Source organism: Modestobacter altitudinis, assembly GCF_005930475.1.
Classification (GTDB): domain Bacteria; phylum Actinomycetota; class Actinomycetes; order Mycobacteriales; family Geodermatophilaceae; genus Modestobacter; species Modestobacter altitudinis.
The window spans coordinates 71,059-91,981 of sequence record NZ_SJEW01000008.1 but is presented as its reverse complement, the minus strand read 5'-3'; the positions used below and the strand labels follow the sequence as shown (position 1 = coordinate 91,981).

General features: G+C 71.2%; 15 protein-coding genes. 7 read left to right on the top strand and 8 right to left on the bottom strand.

Annotated features, from left to right (window positions below; all coding sequences use genetic code 11):
• Positions 1–2: 2 nt before the first annotated feature.
• Both FHL79_RS05250 and FHL79_RS05245 read right to left on the bottom strand, forming a co-directional pair.
• Positions 3–581 (bottom strand): PIN domain-containing protein, encoded by a 579-nt coding sequence (locus FHL79_RS05250; protein ID WP_138757575.1) that lies wholly within the window; start codon positions 579–581, stop codon positions 3–5.
• Positions 541–1,644 (bottom strand): helix-turn-helix domain-containing protein, encoded by a 1,104-nt coding sequence (locus FHL79_RS05245; protein ID WP_171058029.1) that lies wholly within the window; start codon positions 1,642–1,644, stop codon positions 541–543. The genes FHL79_RS05250 and FHL79_RS05245 overlap by 41 nt, the downstream gene beginning before the upstream one ends.
• Before the next feature lie 146 nt (positions 1,645–1,790).
• Here FHL79_RS05245 and FHL79_RS05240 point away from each other — a divergent pair, with 146 nt between their 5' ends.
• From FHL79_RS05240 to FHL79_RS05215, 6 genes are all read left to right on the top strand, one after another.
• The gene (locus FHL79_RS05240; RefSeq protein WP_138757573.1) at positions 1,791–7,970 is read left to right on the top strand and encodes a DEAD/DEAH box helicase; all 6,180 of its coding nucleotides are present in this window, start codon (positions 1,791–1,793) and stop codon (positions 7,968–7,970) included.
• On the top strand, positions 7,967–10,060 hold the full coding sequence (locus tag FHL79_RS05235) for a UvrD-helicase domain-containing protein (protein ID WP_171058028.1): 2,094 nt from the start codon (positions 7,967–7,969) through the stop codon (positions 10,058–10,060). Before FHL79_RS05240 ends, FHL79_RS05235 begins: the two co-directional genes overlap by 4 nt.
• Positions 10,061–10,339: 279 nt before the next feature.
• Positions 10,340–11,137 carry a nuclease-related domain-containing protein gene (locus tag FHL79_RS05230; protein WP_138757571.1) on the top strand — a complete coding sequence of 266 codons (798 nt, stop codon included), beginning with the start codon at positions 10,340–10,342 and terminating at the stop codon, positions 11,135–11,137.
• A gap of 167 nt (positions 11,138–11,304) precedes the next feature.
• Positions 11,305–12,558 carry an MFS transporter gene (locus tag FHL79_RS05225; RefSeq protein ID WP_171058027.1) on the top strand — a complete coding sequence of 418 codons (1,254 nt, stop codon included), beginning with the start codon at positions 11,305–11,307 and terminating at the stop codon, positions 12,556–12,558.
• 382 nt (positions 12,559–12,940) lie between these two features.
• Entirely contained in the window at positions 12,941–13,579 is a 639-nt protein-coding gene (locus FHL79_RS05220; RefSeq protein WP_138757569.1) for a MerR family transcriptional regulator, read from the top strand.
• On the top strand, positions 13,576–14,454 hold the full coding sequence (locus FHL79_RS05215; RefSeq protein ID WP_138757568.1) for a hypothetical protein: 879 nt from the start codon (positions 13,576–13,578) through the stop codon (positions 14,452–14,454). Before FHL79_RS05220 ends, FHL79_RS05215 begins: the two co-directional genes overlap by 4 nt.
• On the opposite strand, the gene FHL79_RS05210 is transcribed toward FHL79_RS05215, so the two are convergent.
• On the bottom strand, positions 14,426–15,037 hold the full coding sequence (locus tag FHL79_RS05210; protein ID WP_218938331.1) for a TetR/AcrR family transcriptional regulator: 612 nt from the start codon (positions 15,035–15,037) through the stop codon (positions 14,426–14,428). The genes FHL79_RS05215 and FHL79_RS05210 overlap by 29 nt on opposite strands.
• A 40-nt stretch (positions 15,038–15,077) precedes the next feature.
• On the opposite strand from FHL79_RS05210, the gene FHL79_RS24985 reads away from it, so the two are divergent.
• Positions 15,078–15,767: a hypothetical protein gene (locus FHL79_RS24985; protein WP_171058026.1), complete on the top strand. Its 690-nt coding sequence runs from the start codon at positions 15,078–15,080 to the stop codon at positions 15,765–15,767.
• Positions 15,768–15,772: 5 nt separating this feature from the next.
• Here FHL79_RS24985 and FHL79_RS05200 read toward each other — a convergent pair whose 3' ends face one another.
• Genes FHL79_RS05200 through FHL79_RS05180 form a run of 5 tightly spaced genes read right to left on the bottom strand, consistent with a single transcriptional unit; the run spans position 15,773 to position 20,907 of the window.
• The gene (locus tag FHL79_RS05200) at positions 15,773–16,222 is read right to left on the bottom strand and encodes a nucleoside deaminase (RefSeq protein WP_138757565.1); all 450 of its coding nucleotides are present in this window, start codon (positions 16,220–16,222) and stop codon (positions 15,773–15,775) included.
• Between the two features lie 25 nt (positions 16,223–16,247).
• On the bottom strand, positions 16,248–17,147 hold the full coding sequence (locus FHL79_RS05195) for an ABC transporter permease (RefSeq protein ID WP_138757564.1): 900 nt from the start codon (positions 17,145–17,147) through the stop codon (positions 16,248–16,250).
• Positions 17,148–17,150: 3 nt separating this feature from the next.
• A complete protein-coding gene (locus tag FHL79_RS05190; protein WP_138757563.1) occupies positions 17,151–18,215 on the bottom strand; it encodes an ABC transporter permease in 1,065 nt (354 codons plus the stop codon).
• Positions 18,212–19,795, bottom strand: a complete 1,584-nt coding sequence (locus FHL79_RS05185) for an ABC transporter ATP-binding protein (RefSeq protein WP_138757562.1) — start codon at positions 19,793–19,795, stop codon at positions 18,212–18,214. Before FHL79_RS05185 ends, FHL79_RS05190 begins: the two co-directional genes overlap by 4 nt.
• Complete coding sequence (locus tag FHL79_RS05180; protein ID WP_138757561.1) at positions 19,792–20,907, bottom strand: BMP family protein; 1,116 nt, start codon at positions 20,905–20,907, stop codon at positions 19,792–19,794. The genes FHL79_RS05185 and FHL79_RS05180 overlap by 4 nt, the downstream gene beginning before the upstream one ends.
• Between the last annotated feature and the right edge of the window lie 16 nt (positions 20,908–20,923).

The window sequence follows — 20,923 nt, the reverse complement described above, 5'->3', positions numbered from 1 at the left end:
ACCTAAGGAAGGATGCCCTCCTCGTAGGCCCAAACGACGAGACTGTCGCCGTCTGAGATCGGCAGGTACATGCCTGAGGCGAGAAGGCCGTCGACTGCCTCAGCGGCTCGCTGTCGGTCCCGGCCGAACACCGTTCGGTACGCCTCCACCACCAGCCACAGCGTGCTGTAGTGCGGAACCCCCAGCTCGTCTGCCTGCGCCACGGCCGCGCGGTCGTCGAGTATCGCAATCAGGCCCCGGTGGTACGCGGTGGAAATGACGGCCGACTCCCCGAGGTGGCGCTGACCTTCACCACCCAGTGCGACGTTGACCTGGAGGTGCGTCAGTACTTCATCGTCGGTAAGCACCGCCGTCTCTACCCAGTTGAGGCTTTGTGGATCGGGGATTCCCGCGTGCAGCGACCGTCGGTTTGCGACTTCGGTAAGCACGTCCGTGGGGATGAGCACGATGCCACCGGGACTTAACTCTTCGAGCAGCTGGCCAAGGCCAGCCTGAAAGAGATGGGTGAAGCAGCTGGTGTCGACTACCCACCGCACCGATTCAGGCACCGTGTCCCGAAAAGGCAGGGCGAAGATCGTCAAGAGTGAGAGGTGAGACCTCCGGGAGGTCGCCCGGACCCAACGTGCCGCGAAGGATACCGACGACCCGGTCCATGGTCAGTTTGCCGGACACGTACCCATCGACGGCCGCTTGAGCCACGAGGGGAGCGATGTACGGCGAGCGCATATCTTCCGTCCACCCCACGCCGAGCTGCACGAACTCGCCGCGCCGCGGTTCCTGCGCCGACAAGCTTCGAAACTCTGGGCGGCTAATTAGGTTGAGGTTGCTCAGCTGCCCCAGGGCCGCGGACCAGCTGACTTGGAATTCAGCGGCCAACCGGAGGCATCGCTCCCGCAGTGGCGCGGCTGACTGCCACGCCGACGCGACCCCTGCCCGCGGCATCAGGAAGTGGATGGCGAATGAGCTGATCATCCGTTCGGCATCCGTGGCAGCCGCGTCGAAGGCGTCCCCCGAGAGCCAATGCCCCAACTCGTGCGCCAGTGTCATTCGGCGTCGCCCCGAAGGCAGGTCGCCGTTGATCACGGCTACCCCAGCACCTGGGGTTCCATCTTCCTCGACGGCCACGCAGCCGCCGTCCGGCCCGTCCGCGCCAAGCTCAGCAACGTAGGAGTAGAGGCCGAGCGACGCCGTTGCACTCCCAAGGTCGTCGATCGGCGCGGCACCCAGGCCCAGCCGCTGACGCATCGCCCATGCCATGTTCTCAGCAGCCCGGTGGTTCTTTGGGGTGCGGGCGGTCACGTCGCGACCGGGGCCACGCAGCAGTCGGAGGCTGAGCAGGGTCCGGACGTCGGATTCGAACATCTGCAGCTCACGATCGAGCTGGTCGGTCGAGCCGTGTGACGCGTTAGGGTTTGAGCGTCGACTCACGATCGCCGGCGCCGCATCAGATACGAAGAGCGTCAGCGGTCGGCCTAGCGCCTCGGCGATGCCTACCAGCTCGGGCACGCTCAACTTGCGCTCGCCCTTCTCCAGACGCGACACGGCCGAGGGGTCTAGGCCCAGCCGCTCACCGAGCTGCTGTTGGGTGAGTCCCTGATCCTTGCGCGCGGTCGCCACTCGCCGACCTAGCTCCGCCTTGTTCACGTGTGCGAGTTTCACACATCTGCGTCGTGGCGGTCGGGAGACTCCCCCGACATGGTCAGGCCGTTACCGAGTCCGGTTCCGCCAGTGTTGGGTCCGTGACACATAGTGTGCTGGCCTGTCCGTAACGCGGGGGAACGAGGACGATCATGCTGCCGTCGTTGGTCGCGGAGGAGCTGCGTGCAACGCTGACCAGCTTCCTCGGCACCACGTTCGCGCTCGCCGACGACGACGTCCGGGCTGAGCTCGAACGATTCATCGCCGACGACCAGTTCGGCGTCTTCCGCGGGCCGTACGTCCGGCTCCGCCTCCCCTTCCGCGCCGCGGCCGACGGATGGCGGGACGCCCTGCAGTTCATCCCAGCCGGGTTCACCCCGCACCGGCACCAGGCTGAGGCGTGGCGCCGACTCTCGTCCAAGCAGCACGTACCCGAGCCGACCATCGTCACCACCGGTACCGGCTCGGGAAAGACCGAGAGCTTTCTAGTGCCCCTGCTCGACCACGCCCGCCGTGGCGCCGACGTGCGCGGGATCAAAGCGATCGTGCTCTACCCGATGAACGCGCTGGCCAACGACCAGGCCCGCCGCATCGCGGCCCTCGTGCACGCCCATCCCGAGGAGCTCGGCGGCGTCCGGGTGGGCCTGTACACCGGCGACTCGCCCGACACCACCGCGATGACCGAGACCGACGTCATCGGCAACCGCTACGAGCTACGCAACAACCCGCCGGACATCCTGCTCACCAACTACAAGATGCTCGACATGCTCCTGCTCCGAAGCGAGGACAAGCGCCTCTTCGACGGTGCGGCCACCTCGCTGCGCTACCTCGTGCTCGATGAGTTCCACACCTACGACGGGGCGCAGGGCACTGACGTCGCCATGCTGCTGCGCCGGCTTGGTATGGCACTGGGCACCCAGGACGACGACGGTCCGCTGACCGGCATCACGCCGGTCGCCACCTCAGCCACTCTCGGTACCGGCGACGACAGCACCGACGCGTTGCGCGCCTTCGCCGAGACGGTGTTCGGCGTTCCGTTCAACGCCGACGCCATCGTGCGCGAAGACCGGCTCGCACCCGCCGAGTGGGCCACCGGCCCGGTCGGCGCCGTCCCCCTGCTCGACCGCATCGTCACCGCCCTCGCCCGCTGCCGATCGCACGCCGACGTCGTCGACGCAGCTCAGCAGGTGTTCCTGGGCTCAGTCACCGACGACACCCGCGAGCTGGGTCGCCGGCTGCGTGCACACCCGATGACCCGCCGGCTAGTCACCGAGGCTCGAGACCCACGACACCTGGACGACGTCGCCGCCGGCGTCGAACCGGGCTGGGCGGCCCGACCGGGCGACGCCCGCATCGCGGTGTGCGCCTACCTCGCGCTGCTCAGCCACGCCCGTGACGAGAACGGTCGCGCCTTGCTCACCGTCGACGTCCAACTGTGGCTGCGGGAGGTCAGCCGGGTGCTGCGACGCTTGGACGTTGCCCCGCGCTTCGAGTGGTTCGAGGGAAACAACCAACAGCAGGGTCACGCGCTGGCCGCCGTGTACTGCCGCCACTGCGGCCGCTCCGGCTGGGGAGCGGCGGCAAAGCCCGGTGGCGGGGAGACCGTCACCCCGGAGACAGTCTGGCGGGGTGCGCTGACCGATCGTCGTCGGCAGCGCGCCTGGATGTACGCGCCGGGAGAGGGCAGCGCCGGCGACCCCCGCGTGCAGTGGGTCGATGCGGAGACCGGCGAGCTGAGCCGCACGCTCTCGGGCCGGCACAGCACAGAGGTGCCGGTGATCGTGACCGCCGACGACGACATGGCCCGCAGCCAGACCTGCCCCATCTGCGGACTAGCCGATGGGCTGCGCTTCCTCGGCTCCAGCGTGGCTACCCTCGCCTCCGCTGCTCTAGGCCAAGTGTTCGCCAGCCCCGACATCGAGCCGGAGCAGAAGAAGACTCTGCTCTTCACCGACAGCGTCCAAGACGCCTCCCATCGGGCCGGGTTCGTCGAGTCTCGCTCCTACGCGCTCAACCGCCGCGCGTTGCTGCTGCGCGCCATCCCGGCCGAAGGCTGCACCCTCGACCAGCTCGGCGCCGCCGTCGTCGCTGCCGCGCAGAGCCAAGAGGACCGCTTCTCCGCCCTGCCGCCGGACCTCGCGTCGCTGCCCCGAGACCCAAAGGCCAAGGTCACGTCGTTCCACCGGTTCTGGCTGGACGACGTCCCCTCGGAGGAAGACTGCGCACGGGTCACCCGCTTGCTGGACTTCCACGCTGCTCTGGAGTTCGGCCTCTCCGCGCGGCTCGGGCGCACCTTGGAGCTCACCGGAACAGCAACCGCGAACGTCTACGTCGACGACCTGCCAAGCATCGCGGCTGCCGTCCTCGCCGAGGTCGAGAGTTTCGGTGGGCAGCGATCCCTCGACGATGTCACCGATGACCCGGCGCTCACCGGCCAGCTGGAGCTGCGCGGCCATGCCAGCGGCCGCGAACTGCGGTGGGCCCGCGGTGTGCTCGAACGCATCCGGCTCCAGGGCGGTATCGGCCACCCGTGGTTCGCGCGGTTCGCCACCGACGGCGGCGACCGGCGCAGCATCTGGTCCGGACGTCCGCGCGGCGAGGGCATGCCTGCGTTCCCGCGGGGGCGTCCGGCGCCGAGCTACCCGACGACGATCTCGGCCTCCGATGCCTTTGACACCATCACCGGCACCAAGGGCTGGTACGCCTCGTGGACGTCACGAGCTCTCGGCGTCCCGACCGTCGACGCGCCCGCCTACGTCCGCGCGCTACTCGACGCGCTCACCAGGACGGGTGCGCTGACCGAACTCAAGGGCAACGGCGGCACCGCCGTGCGGGTCTGGCAGGTGCCAGCCGCACGAGTGCAGCTGGCACGTACCTCCGGCGAGACCCCCGCCGTCCTGCGGTGCACCGTGTGCGCAAGCGACCTACCGGCCCCGGAAGACGTGCGCGCTCAGCTCCGCGGCGCCCCGTGCATGCGGCTGACCTGCACCGGCGTCTACACCGCCGTCAACCTCGACCCCGACTACTACCGGCAGCTCTACCGCGCCGGGCGGGTTCGGCGCATCGTCGCCCGCGAGCACACCTCCTTGCTGGGCCGCGGGGACCGCATCGCCCGGGAGACCGCCTTCAAGCAGCGCGTCCAGCGGGCTGACGCACCCAACGTGCTGACCTGCACCCCGACACTGGAACTGGGCATCGACATCGGTGACCTGTCGATGGTCGCCCTCGCCTCGATGCCGCGTTCCACAGCTTCATACCTGCAGCGGGTCGGCCGTGCGGGCCGGCTGACCGGCAGCTCGCTGGTGCTGTCCCTGCTCCCTGCCCGCCCGCTGGAGCTCCAGCGCCTGGCTGACCCGCTCACCATGATCGCTGGCGAGGTCGTGCCGCCGGCCTGCTACCTGGATGCCGTCGAGATCCTGCGCCGGCAGTACCTGGCCTCGCTCATCGACCGGCAGGCTCGCGCTGAGAATCCGCAGCCACCGCACCGCGCCCACGACGTCTTCGCCGCTGGCCTCGGCCCGGCGTCTTACCTCGGGCGCATCCTGCTCGACGCCCGCGCGCACGCCGATGAGTACGTCACCGAGTTCCTCGCCGGCTTCGGGTCCGGCGTTACCAAGGAGACCGCCGAGGAGCTCCGCCGGTGGGTGGGCGCCGTCGATGACGGCGACGTCCCAGGCCTGGAACGGGCTGTCGAAGAAGCGGCCCACGCCTGGCAAGAAGAGCTCGCCGAATTGGACTCCCGCAAGCGCGCCTTGCAGGTCGAGCACGACGCGCTGGACGCGGCGCCGTCGAAGGACGACGCCCAGGAACGCGACCTCAAGCGGCTGCGCGGGGAGCTCTCCGCGGTTCGCTCAGCCCAGTCGGCCCGGCGGATGCAGTACTGGATCGACGCCCTGGAGTCGCAGGGCCTGCTACCCAACTACGCGCTACTCGACGACAGCACCCAGCTCGACGTCGGCCTGTGGTGGACCGATGAGGAGACCGGCGACCCCCAGTCCAGCGAGGACACCTACGTGCGCGGGAGCCGCACTGCACTGGCCGAACTCGCTCCTGGCGCCACCTTCTACGTGCGGGGCATGGCCATCGAGGTCGACGGCCTGGACCTCGGCAGCAGCAAGAACCCGGCGCACGAGCTACGCCGGTTCTGCCCATCGTGCGGCTGGTCCGCGCCGGCCTCGGTCAGCATCGCCGCGTGCCCGCGCTGCGCCGACCCGGCCGCCGCTGACACCGGCCAGATCATCCGGACGCTGCCCTTCCGCAAGGCGTCGGCGTACGCGTCACGTGAACTGGCGATGCGCGATGAGGACCGGGACGACCGGCGCCGCACGGCCTTCGACCTGGTCGCCACTGTGGACGCCGACCCTGCGGACATAGCTGTCGCCTGGGGGTTGGAGACCTTCCAGTTTGGCGCCGAGTTCCTCCGCCGGGCCGACATTCGCTGGCTCAACCTGGGGCCCGCCGAGCGCAATGGGGCGGCCGTCCGGATCGCCGGCGAGGACTACCAGGCGGCCCGGTTCGAGGCCTGCACGAAGTGCGGAGTCGTGTGGACGGCGCAGCGCGGCGTTAACACCCTCGCTGATACCCGACACCGGGGCTGGTGCCCCCAACGCCGGACGCCGAGCGCCGATCAGTGGACCAGCGTGGTGCTGACGCACCACCTGCGCACCCAGGCAGTGCGGTTGCTGGTGCCTCCGGTCGTGCTGGTCGATCCGACGCTGTTGACCTCGTTCCGGGCGGCTCTGCTGGTCGGCCTGCGCGCCGTGCTCGGCGGCGATCCCGACCACCTCGACGTCGTCGTGGCTGCAGACCCTTCTCCTGGCTCGGTGGATCGCTGGGCGATGGTGTTGCACGACCGGGTGCCCGGCGGTACTGGCTACCTGGCTCGGTTCGGTGACCCGGAGGAGGTGCAGCGGCTGCTGCAGGCGGCGTTGGACGTCATCGCGCACTGCCCGTGCAAGGACGACCCGGTGACGGCCTGCCATCGCTGCCTACTCCCCCACGTACCGCCGTACCAGGCGGCGCTCGCCCGGCGTGACCGCGCCGAGGAACTACTCGTCGATATCCTCCGCGACTGGATCCCGCGGAAGATCGAGTCACTCGTCGACATCAAGGTCACCGCCCACGACACCCCGATCGAACGTCGCTTCCGGGAACTACTGCTCGGCTGGGCCAAGAAGCGTGGTGCCGCCGTCAGCCGACACGCGACGAGCTTTGGCGATCGCGCGGACATCACCTTCCCGCAGGCCCTGGCTGGCCTCCGGTGGAAGTTGACTCCCCAGGTCAACCACAGCTTCGTGCGGCCGGACTTCGAGCTGACCACCGACGACCCGGACATGGCCCGCATCGCGGTCTTCTGCGACGGCGTGCGCTATCACGCCCACACCGACTGCAACCGGGTCGCCGATGACGCGGTCAAGCGGCATGCGCTTCGCCAGCAGGGTGTCGTGGTCTGGTCGCTCACGCACGCCGACCTCGATGCCTTCGAAGCAAGCTCAACAGCCGGGCCAGCCGCCTGGACCACCGCCGTGGCGGCGACGGCCGAGCATTTCGGCGCGCAGCTCTGCGGGCCGGGAGACGTGCCGGTCACCCAGCTCCTCGGCGATCCGCTCACCACCCTGACCCGTCTCCTGCTGCGACCCGACACCGACCGCTGGCAGCGCTCTACGCAGGCGCTTGCCCTTGCCTTTGCTGCGGGGGTGCCGGCTCCCCCGGTGCTGGGGGCTCCTGATCAGCTCGAGACGCTGGCCGAGGCAGACGTACTCGGGCAGGCACCCGATGCCCTCCCCGGCAAGTCAGAGCTCCTCACCGATCGCACGCCCGGTGGCGCGACCCTCGCGATCGACGTGCGGGGCATGAACGACGTCCGAGTGGTGCTGGCTGTCGACGACCGGGACGGCGAAGTCGGCACCGAAATCCATATTGCCGCGTGGCGTGACTGGCTGGCCCTCGGGAACGTCCTGCAGCTGCTGCCTCCGGGGCACGCTCACATGGCCAGCCTGGCTGGCCTGTCGATCACCGGTTCGCCGCCGAGCCCGGTGGCCGACCCGGCATGGGAGGAGATCGCCACGACGTTCGGCGAGCCAGAAGCGGACATCGTCCGCGGCCTCGCCTCTGCCGGCTACCCACTGCCGGAGGCCGGTCTCGAGGTTGCGGATGGCGAGCACCTGCTCGACCTCGCCTGGCCAGACCGGCACGTCGTCGTCGTGTTCGAGCCAGACCCGGACCGGGACACCTGGTTGGCGGCTCACTCGTGGACCGTCCTCCGGGCTGGTGCGGACGACATCCGTACCGTGCTCGCCAGCGCGCTCGGCCTGGAGGAGAGCAGCTCGTGACCGTCGTCATCGCCAAGCAGTACGAGAAGGACCTGCGTGTCGACGGCTCGATGAAGGCCCGAGCGTGGGACTTCATGATGAAGCTGAACGCAGACCCGGACAGCAACGGGCTGGATCTCAAGATCCCGAAGAACGTGATCGACAGGCGGGTCCGAACGGCCCGTGTCGACCAGAGCAACCGCGCGGTGCTGTTCGTCCTCGATGGCGGCATGCTCGTGATGGCAGCGATCAAGCCGCACGACGAGGCGTACGCCTACGCGCAGACGACGCGGTTGGAGGTCAACCCGGCCAACGGCGCGATGGAGTTGATCGCGGAAGCGGCGATCCAAAGAGCCGTTGAGACGTCTCGCGAACGACCACGGCCGGTGGAGGCGCCACCCATCCTGCCATTCACCGTCGACGAGCTCGTGCGCGTCGGCATCCTGCGCGATATCGCGACTGAGGCCATCCGGGTGGCCTCAGAGGACGACCTGCTCGGGCTAGTCGCCCACATTCCCGAGTGGCAGCAGCAGGCCCTCCTCGACTTGGCTACCGGCAAGAGCTTGGACGACGTCCGCGGTGACTACGGAGTCAACGACCCAGCGACGGACGACGACCCGGATAAGGCCCTGGAGCGCGCCGTCACCCGGATGGAGTTCGTGCGCATCGAAGGCGACGACGAACTGCGCCGGATGATCGAGGGCGACTTCGACGAGTGGCGGACCTTCCTCCACCCGCAACAGCGAGCCATCGTGGACAGGCCGGTCTACAACGGCCCATTCCGGCTCGCCGGTGGGGCAGGCACTGGGAAGACGGTGGTCGCCCTGCACCGCGCCGCCCACCTGGCACGCGGCGGTGGTCGCGTACTGCTGTGCACCTTCAACCGCACGCTGGCTGACTCCCTGAGCGAACAGCTGCGACGGCTGGCGTCGATCGAGGAGCTCGGGCACATCGACGTCCAGGGTGTCGACCAGGCCGTCAACGCCGCTGTTCGGGCGCACGACAAGGCCGTACCGCGGTTCGCCGACAGCCGGACTACCGAGCGGATGTGGATCGACGCGGTCGCCTCCGCCGACGTTCCGGCCGACCTCGTCCGGTCGCTCACCCCGACCTTCCTGGACGCGGAGCTGCGCACCGTCCTGCTCGGTATGCCAGAGCTGACCCGGAACAACTACCTGGTGGCCAAGCGGCCCGGGCGGTCGGTGCGGCTCAACCGCCTGCAGCGAACGGCGGTGTGGCGGGTTGTCGAGGAGTTCCGGCGCGCGCTGGACACCGAACAGCTCACCACCTACGAGCTGCTTGCGGCCCGAGCAGCGACCATCGCCTCGCCCTCCTACGATCACGTCGTCGTCGATGAGGGTCAAGATCTGCATGCCGGACACTGGCGATTCCTGCGTGCCCTCGTGGCGCCCGGGCCGAACGACATGTTCATCTGTGAAGACGCCCACCAGCGGATCTACGGCGAAAAGTTGGTGCTCAGCCGCTTCGGCATCGAGACCCGCGGGCGTTCACGGCGGCTGACGCTGAACTACCGGTCGTCCCGGCAAAACCTCAGGTTCGCCCTCGGGGTCATCGCCGGGGCTGACATCGTCGACTCCGAGGGAGACCAGGAGACCGTTGCCGGTTACCGTGCCGCATTCAGCGGCACCGTGGAACCAAAGCAAGTCGGGCTCGCCACCACCGCAGCCGAGAACGACCACCTCGCGAAGGTCGTGTCGGGATGGCTGACTGATGGCGAGGACCCGCGTGCTGTCGGAGTGCTGGTCCGGCGCCAGGCCGACCAGGAGCGTGCACGAGCAGCTCTGCAAGCGGTTGGTTCGCCCGTCGAGGTCCTTGCGGCCAATGCGCGGTCGACGCGTGACGCGGTCGTAGTGACGACGATGCACCGGGCCAAGGGGATGGAGTTCTCGCGGGTCGTGGTCTTCGGCGCCGCAGCCTCTGTCATTCCTCTGCGATATGTGCTGGACCACACTGCGCCGGCGGAGCAGCCTGCAGCCATCGACAGGGAGCGATCGCTTCTCTACGTCGCATGCAGCCGCGCCCGCGACGAGCTGGTGGTGACTTGGGCCGGCGATCCCAGCCCGTTCTTGCCGGCTACAAAGATCGCTTAACCGCCAGCTGCGGTTTTGCGATCAAACATTCGCGTTCAACGTTCCCAGCCAGCGAGCAAACAACGGCAACGTTGATTGGCCGGTCAACGTAGGCGCCTTTGGCCTAGAAATTTTCCCCGGTCAAGTAGCACCAGCCGGGTAACGTTCTCAACCGCCGTCGGAGACACTCCGTCGGGTGAAGGCTTGCGGTCCGCAAGTCCGGCTCCCTGGGCACATGACCGAAGAGACAGCGTGGGCTCTCTTTGGGATCGACGTCGCTACGGTGCTCTCCGGCTACCGGTGGACCGTCGCCGTCACGAGCGCGTCTCCTGGCTGGACAACGACCTGCGGACGCGGCGGAGGGCTCTGCTGCGCAGCCGCTGGAAGGACCTCACCGTCGTCCTGGTGGCGCTGGCTGCCTCCGCCTTCGGGATGAGCCTGACGATGCACCAGTCCCCCGTGCTCCTGGGTCTCGTGCTCGGCTTATACCTCGGCGCCACCGCCGTCTCGTCCGTCGTCTTCATGTCCGTGGTCGACGGGAGCTTTCATCCCCGCCTCGGCCGGCTGGTGGAGCGCAGCGTCGGCACGGACCTCCGCCGGGTCCCTGGCGTCTACGGCGTCATCAGTGATGTCTCGTTCGAGCACGTGAACGTCGACCACGTCGTCCTGACGCCGCACGGCTGCCTGGCGGTCGAGGTCAAGAGCTCCTTCTCCCGGCGGCAGGACTTCGCCCAGGTCCCCGACCTCGCCGGCAAGGTGGCGCAGACCCGGGACGGCGCCCAGCGGGTGCAGCGGCTGCTTCGTAGCCGGGGCGTCGACCTGCCGGTGCGGCCCGTCCTCCTGTTCACCGGTCTTGGTGCGCCCTTCATGCCTCCCGTCGTCCAGCACGACGACGTGACCATCACCGGCTTCACCGATCCGGCGACGTGGGTGGAGGGAGCTGCGGGCGCATCGCTCGACCTCGACACCGCCCGGCGTGCGGCGGACGAGCTGCTGGCCTACCGCGAGCAGCGCACCGAGTACGAGCGCGCTCGTCCTGCACGACGGGTCGGGAAGCCGCAACCGTCGTCCGGAGCGCCGCTGCGCTCGAACGGGTAGCCCTCCGTCTAACGGCTGACCGCACGCAAGCGGCCGGTTCACTCCTCGGTGCGCGTCCGGGCCGGCCCAAAGCAGATCGGTTACGGTGGGATCACGTCCTGAACCAGTCCGTGTGCAACTACCTGCTGAGGAAGCAAGGCGGCACGCCTGATCCGCCAGCAGAGGTCATGTTCCACACGCGCTCATCGAGCCACGAGCTCATCCGGCACGCCGGGCCGTCCTACTTCCCGCTCGCCTTCATCGCCCGACTCCCCTTCGCGATGATGACCGTCGGTGTCCTCACCCTTGTCGTCGCCGAGCGCGGCTCGGTCACCCTCGGCGGGCTCAACTCCGCCGCCGCTGGCCTCGGCACCGCCCTCGCCGGCCCGCTCCTCGGTGCCGCCGCCGACCGGCTCGGCCAGCGCCGGGTCCTCGTCCCGGTCGGCCTGATCAACGCCGCCCTCCTCGGCGCCTTCGTCCTCGTCGTCGCCAGCGCCGTCCCCGACCTCGCCCTGCTCGCGATGTCCGTGCTGATCGGCGCCTCCGCGCCGCAGATCGCGCCGATGTCCCGCACCCGCCTGGTCGCCATCATCAAGCGGAAGATCCGGCCGGCCGACCGCGAGCAGGTGCTCAGCTCGACCATGGCCTACGAGTCGGCCGCCGACGAGACCGTCTTCATCGTCGGCCCCTTCCTCGTCGGCCTCCTCGCCACCGCCATCGCCCCGTGGGTGGCCATCGCCGGCGCCGCCGCGTTGACGCTGGTCTTCGTCACCCGCTTCGCGCTGCACCCCACCGGCCGGCTCGATCCCGGCACACGGGACGCCCAGCACCAGCAGGCCCCCGCCCGGGAGCTCGCCAGCTTCCCGCTGCTCACCGTCGTCGCCGGCACCCTCGGCATCGGCTTCTTCTTCGGCGCCACCCTCACCTCGCTCACCGGCTTCCTCGCCGCCGACGGCAACGGCGACCGCGCCGGGCTGCTCTACGGCGTCATGGGCATCGGGTCGGCCGCCCTCGCCCTCGGCTCGGCCGCCTTCCCGGCCCGGTTCACGCTCACAGCCCGCTGGCTGGTCTTCGGCTCGCTGATGCTCGCCGCCGCGATCGCCTACGCCAGCGCCCGCTCCGAGCCGGCCATCGTCGTCGCGCTCGCGGTGCTCGGCTGCGGCATCGGCCCCACCTTGGTCAGCCAGTACAGCCTCGCCGCCCAGCTCAGCCCGGCCGGCCGCTCGGCGACCACCATGACGATGCTCGGGTCCGCCGTCGTCGTCGGCCAGGCGGTCTCCTCCGCGTTGACCGGCGCCGTCGTCGACCAGCTTGGCGCAACCACCGCCATGGCGCTCCCCGCGGTCACCGCTGCCTTCATCGTCGCCGTCGGCATCGCCCACGCCCTGTCGACACCTGCGGCACCTCGTCCGGAACGCCACACGGAGTCGGTCCTGGTCTGACGGGCGGGAGGCCAGCCGGGCGGAGCGAGCAGGCGCCGGCCGGTGTCCAGCGATATGTCTCGCTCCCCCGCGGCGGTGGAGTACAACGATCCGGCGAGCCGGCCCAGAAACCCCTCGAGGACGACCAGCACCCACGCGCGCAGCCGGCCAGCCGGGACGTCGACCCGCATCACACCGCCGGCGCTACCAGGTTGCTTACCGCCTCCCCGGCAGCGACGCTGCACGATCGACATGGCCGTCCCTGTCGCAGGATCCTGTCCAGTGCAGGGCCGCACCAGGACAGGGTCGACCCACCATCGAGCGGTCCGCGTCAACCACACCATGTCGCCGGTGTGGGTCGAGAGCTATTGACAGGCCGACTATCGATAGTCAGGCTATCAACATGCGCATCTCCGAGCTCGCCACCCGTAGCGGCGTGAGCGCGGCGTCCATCAAGTGGTACGCACGCGAGGGCCTGCTACCGGCCGGTGAGCGCACCGGCTACAACCAGACCGAGTACGGCGAGGACCACCTGGCCCGCCTGCAGCTGATCCGGTCGCTGATCGAGGTGGGCGGGCTCAGCGTCGCCGCCGCGCGTGCCGTGCTGGCCGCCGCCGACGACCCGGACCACCCGTTCGGCGACACCCTGGGCATCGCGCAGGCGTCGCTGCCCCGCTCGGCCGCCCCACCGACGGCGGAGTCGGTGCAGCAGGTGAAGGACGCCACCCGGGCGCAGGGCTGGGAGGTCTGCGACGACAACCCCGGCCTACCGGCAGCCGCGGCCGTGCTCGACCGCTACCGCGCCTTGGGCCGCGAGGACCTCACCGCCACCCTGCCCGGCTACGTCCGGGCCGCGGAGGTCGCCGCCGCCGCCGACCTGGACTGCATCACGAAGAACCTCGACGCGGGCCCCGCGACGGCGGCCCAGACCGTCGTCGTCGGCACCGTGCTCGGGGACGCCCTGCTCGCCGGACTGCGCCGCATGGCCCAGGCCAGCGAGTCCGACCGCCGGTTCGGACCGACCCCCGGGAGCCCGTCATGACCGTCCTCGAGCAACGACCGACCGCTCCCCGCGCGCTCTTCACCCGGCCGCCGAACCGACCACTGATGGCCCTCGCCGCGCTGATGGCAGTGACCGCCGTGGTCACCGCCGTCCTCGCGGTCGTCGACCCGGTCCAGATCACCGGGCGCAACGGCTGGCTCAAGCCGCTGAAGTTCGCCATCTCCATCGGCATCTACGCCGTCACCCTCGCCTGGCTGCTCGACCGGCTGCCCGAGCGGCGCCGGCGGGCCGGCCGGATCGGCGCCGTCGTGGTGACCGCGGCCCTGGTCGTCGAGATGGTGGTCATCGTCGGCGCGGTCGCCGCCGGGACCACCAGCCACTTCAACGTCTCATCGCCGCTGGCCACCACGCTCTGGACCACCATGGGGACGGCGATCGCGGCCGTGTGGCTGGTCACCCTGGTCCTCGCGGCCCTGCTGTGGCGCAGCCCGGACGACGCCGCCCGTCAGCTCGCCGTCCGCGCCGGCCTGGTCATCGGGCTGGCGGGCATGGCGGTGGCCTTCCTCATGACGTCGCCGACGCCCGAGCAGCTCGACAGCTTCGCCGGGGTGGCCGGCGCGCACGCCGTCGGCGCCCCGGACGACGGTCCGGGCTTGCCGCTCCTGGGCTGGAGCACCACCGGCGGCGACCTGCGCGTGCCGCACTTCGTCGGCATGCACGCCCTCCAGTTCCTGCCGCTGCTGGCGTTCGGGCTGGAGGCGATGGCCCGCCGGGTGCCCGCGCTGACCGATCCCGGCACCCGGTTCCGCGTCGTCGCGTTCGCGTCGGGCGGCTACGTCGTCCTGCTGGTGCTGCTCACCCTGCAGGCGCTCGCCGGCATCCCGGTCACCGAGCCGCTGGGCTTCCTGCGCTGAGCAGGCGCTGGACGGTGTCCAGCAGCATGTCCTGCTCGGCAGCGGCGGTGAAGCCCGACTCCCCCGCCAGCCGGCCGACGAACCCGTCGAGGACGACCAGCACCCACGCGCACAGGCGGGCAGCCGGGACGTCGACCCGGACCTCACCGGCGGCCTGCGCGGCCTCGACCCAGGGCAGCAGTCCGTCGTGGAGAGCGGCGTCGTCCCGGGCCAGGGCGGCGGCAACCTGCTCGTCGTTCATCACGGCCCCCACCGCCTTCACGAACCCGGCGACCCGGGGGTCGGCGAACTCGGTGGCGGCATGGACGACATAGTCGGCGAGCACGCCGCCGGGGTCGGCGCGGCCCCGCTGGGCGGCGAACCAGTTTCCGGTCTCGGTGGTGCCGAGCTCGAGGATGGCCAGCAGGACGTCGAGCTTCGTCGGGAAGTAGTGGAAGAACGTCCCCGATCCGATCCTCGCGGTCCGGCAGATGGCCGCGGTCGTCGCGCGGTCGAACCCGTCCTCGGCGAAGCGGGTCAGCGCGGCGTCGATGATGACCATCCGCCGCGCCTCATGCCGAACCGGGTCGATCGTGCGTGGCACGGGCTCCCTTTCCTGGAGTAACCGCTCTAGTATTCATGGCGTGACGCGAGCCGGCACGCGGAAGACTCCTGAACGCTGGCTGCTCACCCATGACGGGCGCGAGCACGTGCTGGAGATCGCCGACGCGGGACTCCGTCGCAGGCTCACCTGGCAGGTCGACGGCACCGAGGCGGCGACCAAGACGACCAGTGACGAGCGCGTCACCCTCGACGGCGGCGAGCACGGCGCCCTCGGCGCGCGGCTGCCGTCGTTCAGCGGACCTGCCCGGCGGGTCACCTGGTACTCCCCCGACGCCGACCTGGGCGCCGTCGCCTCGGCCCAGACCGGCCTCGGTGGCGTCGACCTGGACCCCGAGCCGGGCTCGCGCGCCGCAGCACGGGAGGCGTGGATCCGCGCCCATCCGAACCTGCACGCGGCCCGGCGCACCGGGGCCGCCGTCCTCGGCGTCCTGCTGCCACTGCTCACGGTGTGGCTGCTGACCCGCATCGACATCCCGTGGCCGGACTGGAACCTGCCGGACTGGGACCTGCCGTCGATCCCGTGGCCGGACCTGCCGGGGATCCCCTGGCCCGACTGGGACCTGCCGGAACTGCCCGCGTGGCTACGGGAGCTGCTCGACAAGGCCAAGTACGTCGTCCCCATCGTGGTGGCCTTCGTCCTGGCCCGGGCCGAGGTCCGCCGGCGTCACACCCAGGACCAGCGCAAGCGCGACGCGGACGACGCCGCCTGAGCGTTTCAGGGCTCGCCGATGTCCTCGTTCCACAGGCCGGGCTCGCGGGCGATGAACTCCTCCATCAGCGCGATGCACTCGGGGTCGTCCAGCACCGCGACGTCCACCCCGCGGGCGCGCAGCAGGTCCTCCCCGCCGTAGAACGTGCGGTTCTCCCCGATCACCACCCGCGGGATCTTGTAGAGCAGGATCGCCCCGGTGCACATGTCGCACGGCGACAGCGTGGTGACCATCGTGGCCCGGGCGTAGACAGACGCGGGCAGCCGGCCGGCGGCCTCCAGGCAGTCGGTCTCGCCGTGCCGGATGGCGCTGTTCAGCTGCACCCGCCGGTTGTGCCCGACGGCGACCACCTCCCGGTCGACGACGAGCGCGGCACCGATCGGCACCCCGCCCTCGTCCCGGCCCTTGCGGGCCTCGGCGACGGCGTGGGCGAGCAGCTCAGCATCGACAGACATGGACGACCTCCAGGGGACGTGGGGTTCAGGCGCGGCGGTACGCGGTCAGGTACGACCCCGGGTAGCGCACCCCGCGGCCGCGGACGGCCAGCGCGGCGATGACGACGAGGTAGGGCAGCGCGATCAGCAGCTCGTTGGGGATCGAGCCGAACGCGGGGGTGATGGCCAGCTGCAGCTGCAGGGCGTCGAACAGGCCGAACAGCAGCGCCCCCAGCACCACCGGCACCACCTTCCAGCGGCCGAAGATGACCAGGGCGATGCAGATCCACCCGCGCCCGCTGACGATGTCCAGGGTGAAGGTGCCCAGCACCGACAGGGTCAGGAACGACCCGCCCAGCCCCATCAGCGCACCGCCGACGACCAGCGCCGTCCACCGGGTGCGGGCCACCGAGATGCCGGCGGTGTCCGCGGCCTCCGGGTTCTCACCGACGGCGGTCAGCCGCAGGCCTGCCCCGGTCGCGCGGAGCACCCACCACACGGCCGGGGCCAGCAGCAGGAAGGCCACGTAGGTCATCGGGTACTGCGCGACGATGCCGCCCCCGGCGAACAGCCGGCCGAACTTCTCGGTCACCGTCTGCTGGCCGCCGCCGAACAGCTGCCGGTTGCTGAAGTCGCAGGCCGCGACCAGCAGCAGCGTCGTGCCGATGCCGGCGACGTGCTGGTTGACCCCCAGCGTCACCGTCAGCAGCGCCATCAGCGCACCGGCGAGCGCGCCGGCGACCACCGCCGCCAGCGTGGCCAGGGCCAGCGAGCCGCTGCGCGCCGCGACGAGGAAGCCGACGAAGGCACCGGCGTACAGGGTGCCCTCGATGCCGAGGTTGAGGACGCCGGCCCGCTCGCCGAGCAGCGCGCCGAGCGCGCCGAACACCAGCGGGGTGGCGATGGTCAGGGTCGCGGCGAGCACCGCGACGACGGGGAAGTCCACGGCTCAGCCCCCCACCGCACGCGGTGATCGCCGGACCAGCCGGTAGTGCCGCACCGACAGCGCCGCGACCACCGTCAGCAGCAGTACCGAGGTCAGCACCCCGCCCATCTGGCTGGGCAGCTGCAGCGCGATCGAGGCGCCCTGCGCCCCGACCTGGACGTCGCCCAGCAGCAGCGCGACGGCCAGCACCCCGACCGCGGACAGTCCGCCCAGGGTGGCGACGACGACGCCGGTGTAGCCGTAGCCGGCGGCCAGGCTGCCGGTCAGCTGGTGCTGCACGCCGAGCACCTGGGACGCCCCGCCGAGCCCGGCCAGCCCGCCGGAGACCAGCGCGCTGCGCCACTGCAGCAGCCCGACCTTCACGCCGGAGAACTCTGCCGCCGCCGGGGACTGCCCGGCGGCGCGCAGCCGCACGCCCAGCGGCGTGGCCCGCAGCACGACGGCGGTGACGGCGACCAGCACCAGCCCGACCAGCAGCCCGGCGTGCACCCGGCTGCCGAACAGCGCGGGCAGCCGGTAGCCGTCGGCGAAGGTCGCCGAGTCCGGGAAGCCGGTGTCCGGGTTGCGCCACGGCCCGTTCAGCAGCCCCTGCAGCAGCAGCACCGCGACCGGGTTGAGCAGCAGGGTGGTGACCACCTCGTCGATGCCGGCCCGGCGGCGCAGGAACGCAGGCAGGAACGCCCACGCCACCCCGCCGAACGCGCCGCCGACCAGCGCCAGCGGCAGCGCCGCGGCGGTGGGCAGGTCCGGCAGGGCGAGGGCCACCGCGGTGGTGGCCATCGCGCCGGCGAGGAACTGCCCCTCGGCGCCGATGTTGTAGTAACCGACCCGGAAGGCGATGGCCACGGCCAGGCCGGTGAACAGCAGCGGGGTGGCGGCGAGCAGCACCTCGGCGATGCCGTTGCCGGTGGTCAGCGGGGTGACGACGTACCGCTCGAACGCCGACACCGGCGCCGCGCCGGCCAGCCGGATCGGCCCGGCGGTCAGCGCCAATGTGGCCACAATGGCGAGGCCGGCGGCCGCCGCGGGCAGCCAGCGGGGCTCGCGGGAGCGCAGCACGAACCTCATGCCGCGTACTCCCTCGAGCCGGTCATCAGCACGCCCAGCGCCTCGCGGGTGGCGTCGGCCGCGGCGACCTCGCCCACCAGCCGGCCACCGGAGAGCACGACGATCCGGTCGGCTATGCCGATCAGCTCGTCGAGGTCCTCGGACACCAGCAGCACCCCGCTGCCGGCGTCCCGCAGCGCGCGCAGCTGGGTGTAGACGTACTGGCAGGCGCCGACGTCCAGGCCGCGGGTGGGCTGGGAGGCGACCAGCACGGTGGGGTCGCGCTCGAGAGCCCGGGCGAGCAGCACCTTCTGCATGTTGCCGCCGGACAGCGACCGGATCGGGTCGCCGGGAGCGGCCCGGATGTCGAAGCGCTCGATCAGCGCCTCCGCGTGCGCCCGGACCCGGCGGCGGCTGAGGAAGGGCCCGGTGCGGAACCGGTCCAGGTCCTCCAGCACCAGGTTCTGCTCCACGCTCATGCCCAGCACGACGCTGCCGCGGCGGTCCTCGGTCAGCCGGCCCAACCCCGCCTTCAGCCGCGCGGCGACGTCCAGGCCGGTGACCTCGGCGCCGCCGACGTGCACCGTGCCGGCGGTGGCCGGGGTGGTGCCGCACAGCGCGGCGACCAGCTCGGTCTGGCCGTTGCCGGACACCCCGGCCACGCCGACGATCTCCCCGGCGCGCACGGTCAGCGAGACGTCGTCCAGCCGCGGCCGCGGGTCGCCGGCCAGGGTCAGCCCGCTGACCTCCAAGGCTGCCGGCCGGGCGCGGTCGACCGGCGCGGCCGTAGCCGATGGTGCAGCGCCGTCCAGGCCGACCGCGGTCGCCAGCGCCTCGTCCACCACGTCGTCCGGCAGCTCAGCATCCGCGGGCCCGGCCGCGCCCACCATCAGCGCCGCGATCGCGACCGGGTCCAGTCCCTCGGCCGGCAGGTCGGCCACCAGCCGGCCCCGCCGCAGGACGCCGATCCGGTCGGCGAGGTCGACCACCTCGTGCAGCTTGTGCGAGATGAACACGACCGCCATGCCGTCGGCGGTCAGCCGCCGGATCGAGGCGAACAGCAGGTCGACGTCGGCCGGGACCAGCACCGCGGTGGGCTCGTCGAGGACCAGCAGCCGGCAGTCGCCCAGCAGCGCCTTGAGGATCTCCACCCGCTGCCGCTCCCCCACCGACAGCCGCTCGACGACGGCGTCCGGGTCGACCGGCACGCCCAGCCGCTGCGACGCCGCCAGCACCCGGGCGCGGGCCGCCTTCCGGTCGATCCGGCCCAGCGGGGAGCCGGCCAGCATCAGGTTCTCGGTGACCGTCATCGGGCCGACCAGGGTGAACTCCTGGGTCACCATGCCGATCCCTGCGGCCAGCGCGTCCGCCGGCGAGGTCATCGTCACCGGTTGCCCGGCGATCCGGATCTCCCCGGCGTCGGCCCGGCTGAGCCCGTACAGGATGCGGGTGAGCGTGCTCTTGCCCGCGCCGTTCTCCCCCAGCAGGGCCAGCACCTGACCGGCGTCCACGGAGAGGTCGATCGCGTCGTTGGCCAGCAGCGACCCGAACCGCTTGGTGATCCCCCGCAGCTCGACCAGCGGGGCAGCCCCCGAGGTCACTCCCCGACCGTGGTGGAGCCGGCCGGCTCGTCCTCGTCCACCGGGGTGACGACGCTGCCGTCCATGATCGCCGCCTGCCGCTCCTCGACCCTGGCGGTCAACTCGGCCGGGATCGGGAAGGCCGTCCCGGTGTTGATCGGGGCCAGCGAGCTGCCGCCCTGCTTCATGAACGAGTACTCGGCCAGGTTGGTGGCCTCGTAGCTGCCGTCGGCGACCGCGGTCACCACCGCCTCGACCGTCGGGCGCATGTCCCAGACCAGCGAGGACACCACGTGCTCGGGGGCCTGGTCCTGCTGGTCGACCATCATCCCGAACACCGGCAGCCCGTTCTCCTGCGCCGCGGCGATGACGCCGTCCCGCTCGGCGAACAGCACGTCGGCCCCGCCGGCGATGGCCGCCTCGGCGGCCTGCTTGGCCGTCGCCGGGTCGAAGAAGGAGTTGATGAAGGAGACGGTGACCCGGGCGGAGGGGTTGACCTCCTGGGCGCCTGCGGTGAAGGCGTTGACGATCCGGTTGACCTCGGGGATGGGCATCGCGCCCACGACGCCGATGGTGCCGGTCTTCGTCAGCCCGCCGGCCAGCATCCCGGCCAGGTAGGCGGGGTCCTGCAGCCAGTTGTCGAAGACGCTGAAGTTGGGGGCCTGCTCCGCGCCGCCGGAGCCGAAGGCGAACGCCGTATCGGGGAACTCCGCGGCGACCTCGCGCACCGCCTCCTCCGCCGCGAACGCGTCGCCGATGATCACGTCCGGGTCCTCGGTGGCGATGATGTCGCGCAGCGCCCGCTCCATCTCGTCGGCGGTGCCCAGGTCGTCGACGTGCTCGTACTCGATCTCGCCGTCCTCGGCGACGGCGGTCAGCGCCGCGTGGATGGCGCCGTCCCAAGGCTCCTCCAGCGGCGTCGCGAACGCGCCGAAGACCGAGATGGTGTCGTCGTCGGCCGAGGACGCCGAGCCGGTGTCCTCCTCGCCGGTGGTGCCGCCGCAGGCGGCCAGCACCAGGGCGGACACCGCGAGGCCCGCGACCAGCCCCGGCCGCGCCGGTCCCCCGCGCCGGCGTCGGCCGGCGGTCTGCTGCGTGCTGGACATCGAGACCGTGCTGGACTTCAAGGACATGGGGCCCTCCCTCCCT

Excerpts from the sequence above, each read along its gene's own strand:
- FHL79_RS05240 (WP_138757573.1), top strand. The coding sequence starts at position 1,791 with ATGCTGCCGTCGTTGGTCGCGGAGGAGCTGCGTGCAACGCTGACCAGC.
- FHL79_RS05225 (WP_171058027.1), top strand. The coding sequence starts at position 11,305 with ATGTTCCACACGCGCTCATCGAGCCACGAGCTCATCCGGCACGCCGGG.
- FHL79_RS05220 (WP_138757569.1), top strand. The coding sequence starts at position 12,941 with ATGCGCATCTCCGAGCTCGCCACCCGTAGCGGCGTGAGCGCGGCGTCC.
- FHL79_RS05215 (WP_138757568.1), top strand. The coding sequence starts at position 13,576 with ATGACCGTCCTCGAGCAACGACCGACCGCTCCCCGCGCGCTCTTCACC.
- FHL79_RS05200 (WP_138757565.1), bottom strand. The coding sequence starts at position 16,222 with ATGTCTGTCGATGCTGAGCTGCTCGCCCACGCCGTCGCCGAGGCCCGC.
- FHL79_RS05190 (WP_138757563.1), bottom strand. The coding sequence starts at position 18,215 with ATGAGGTTCGTGCTGCGCTCCCGCGAGCCCCGCTGGCTGCCCGCGGCG.
- FHL79_RS05180 (WP_138757561.1), bottom strand. The coding sequence starts at position 20,907 with ATGTCCTTGAAGTCCAGCACGGTCTCGATGTCCAGCACGCAGCAGACC.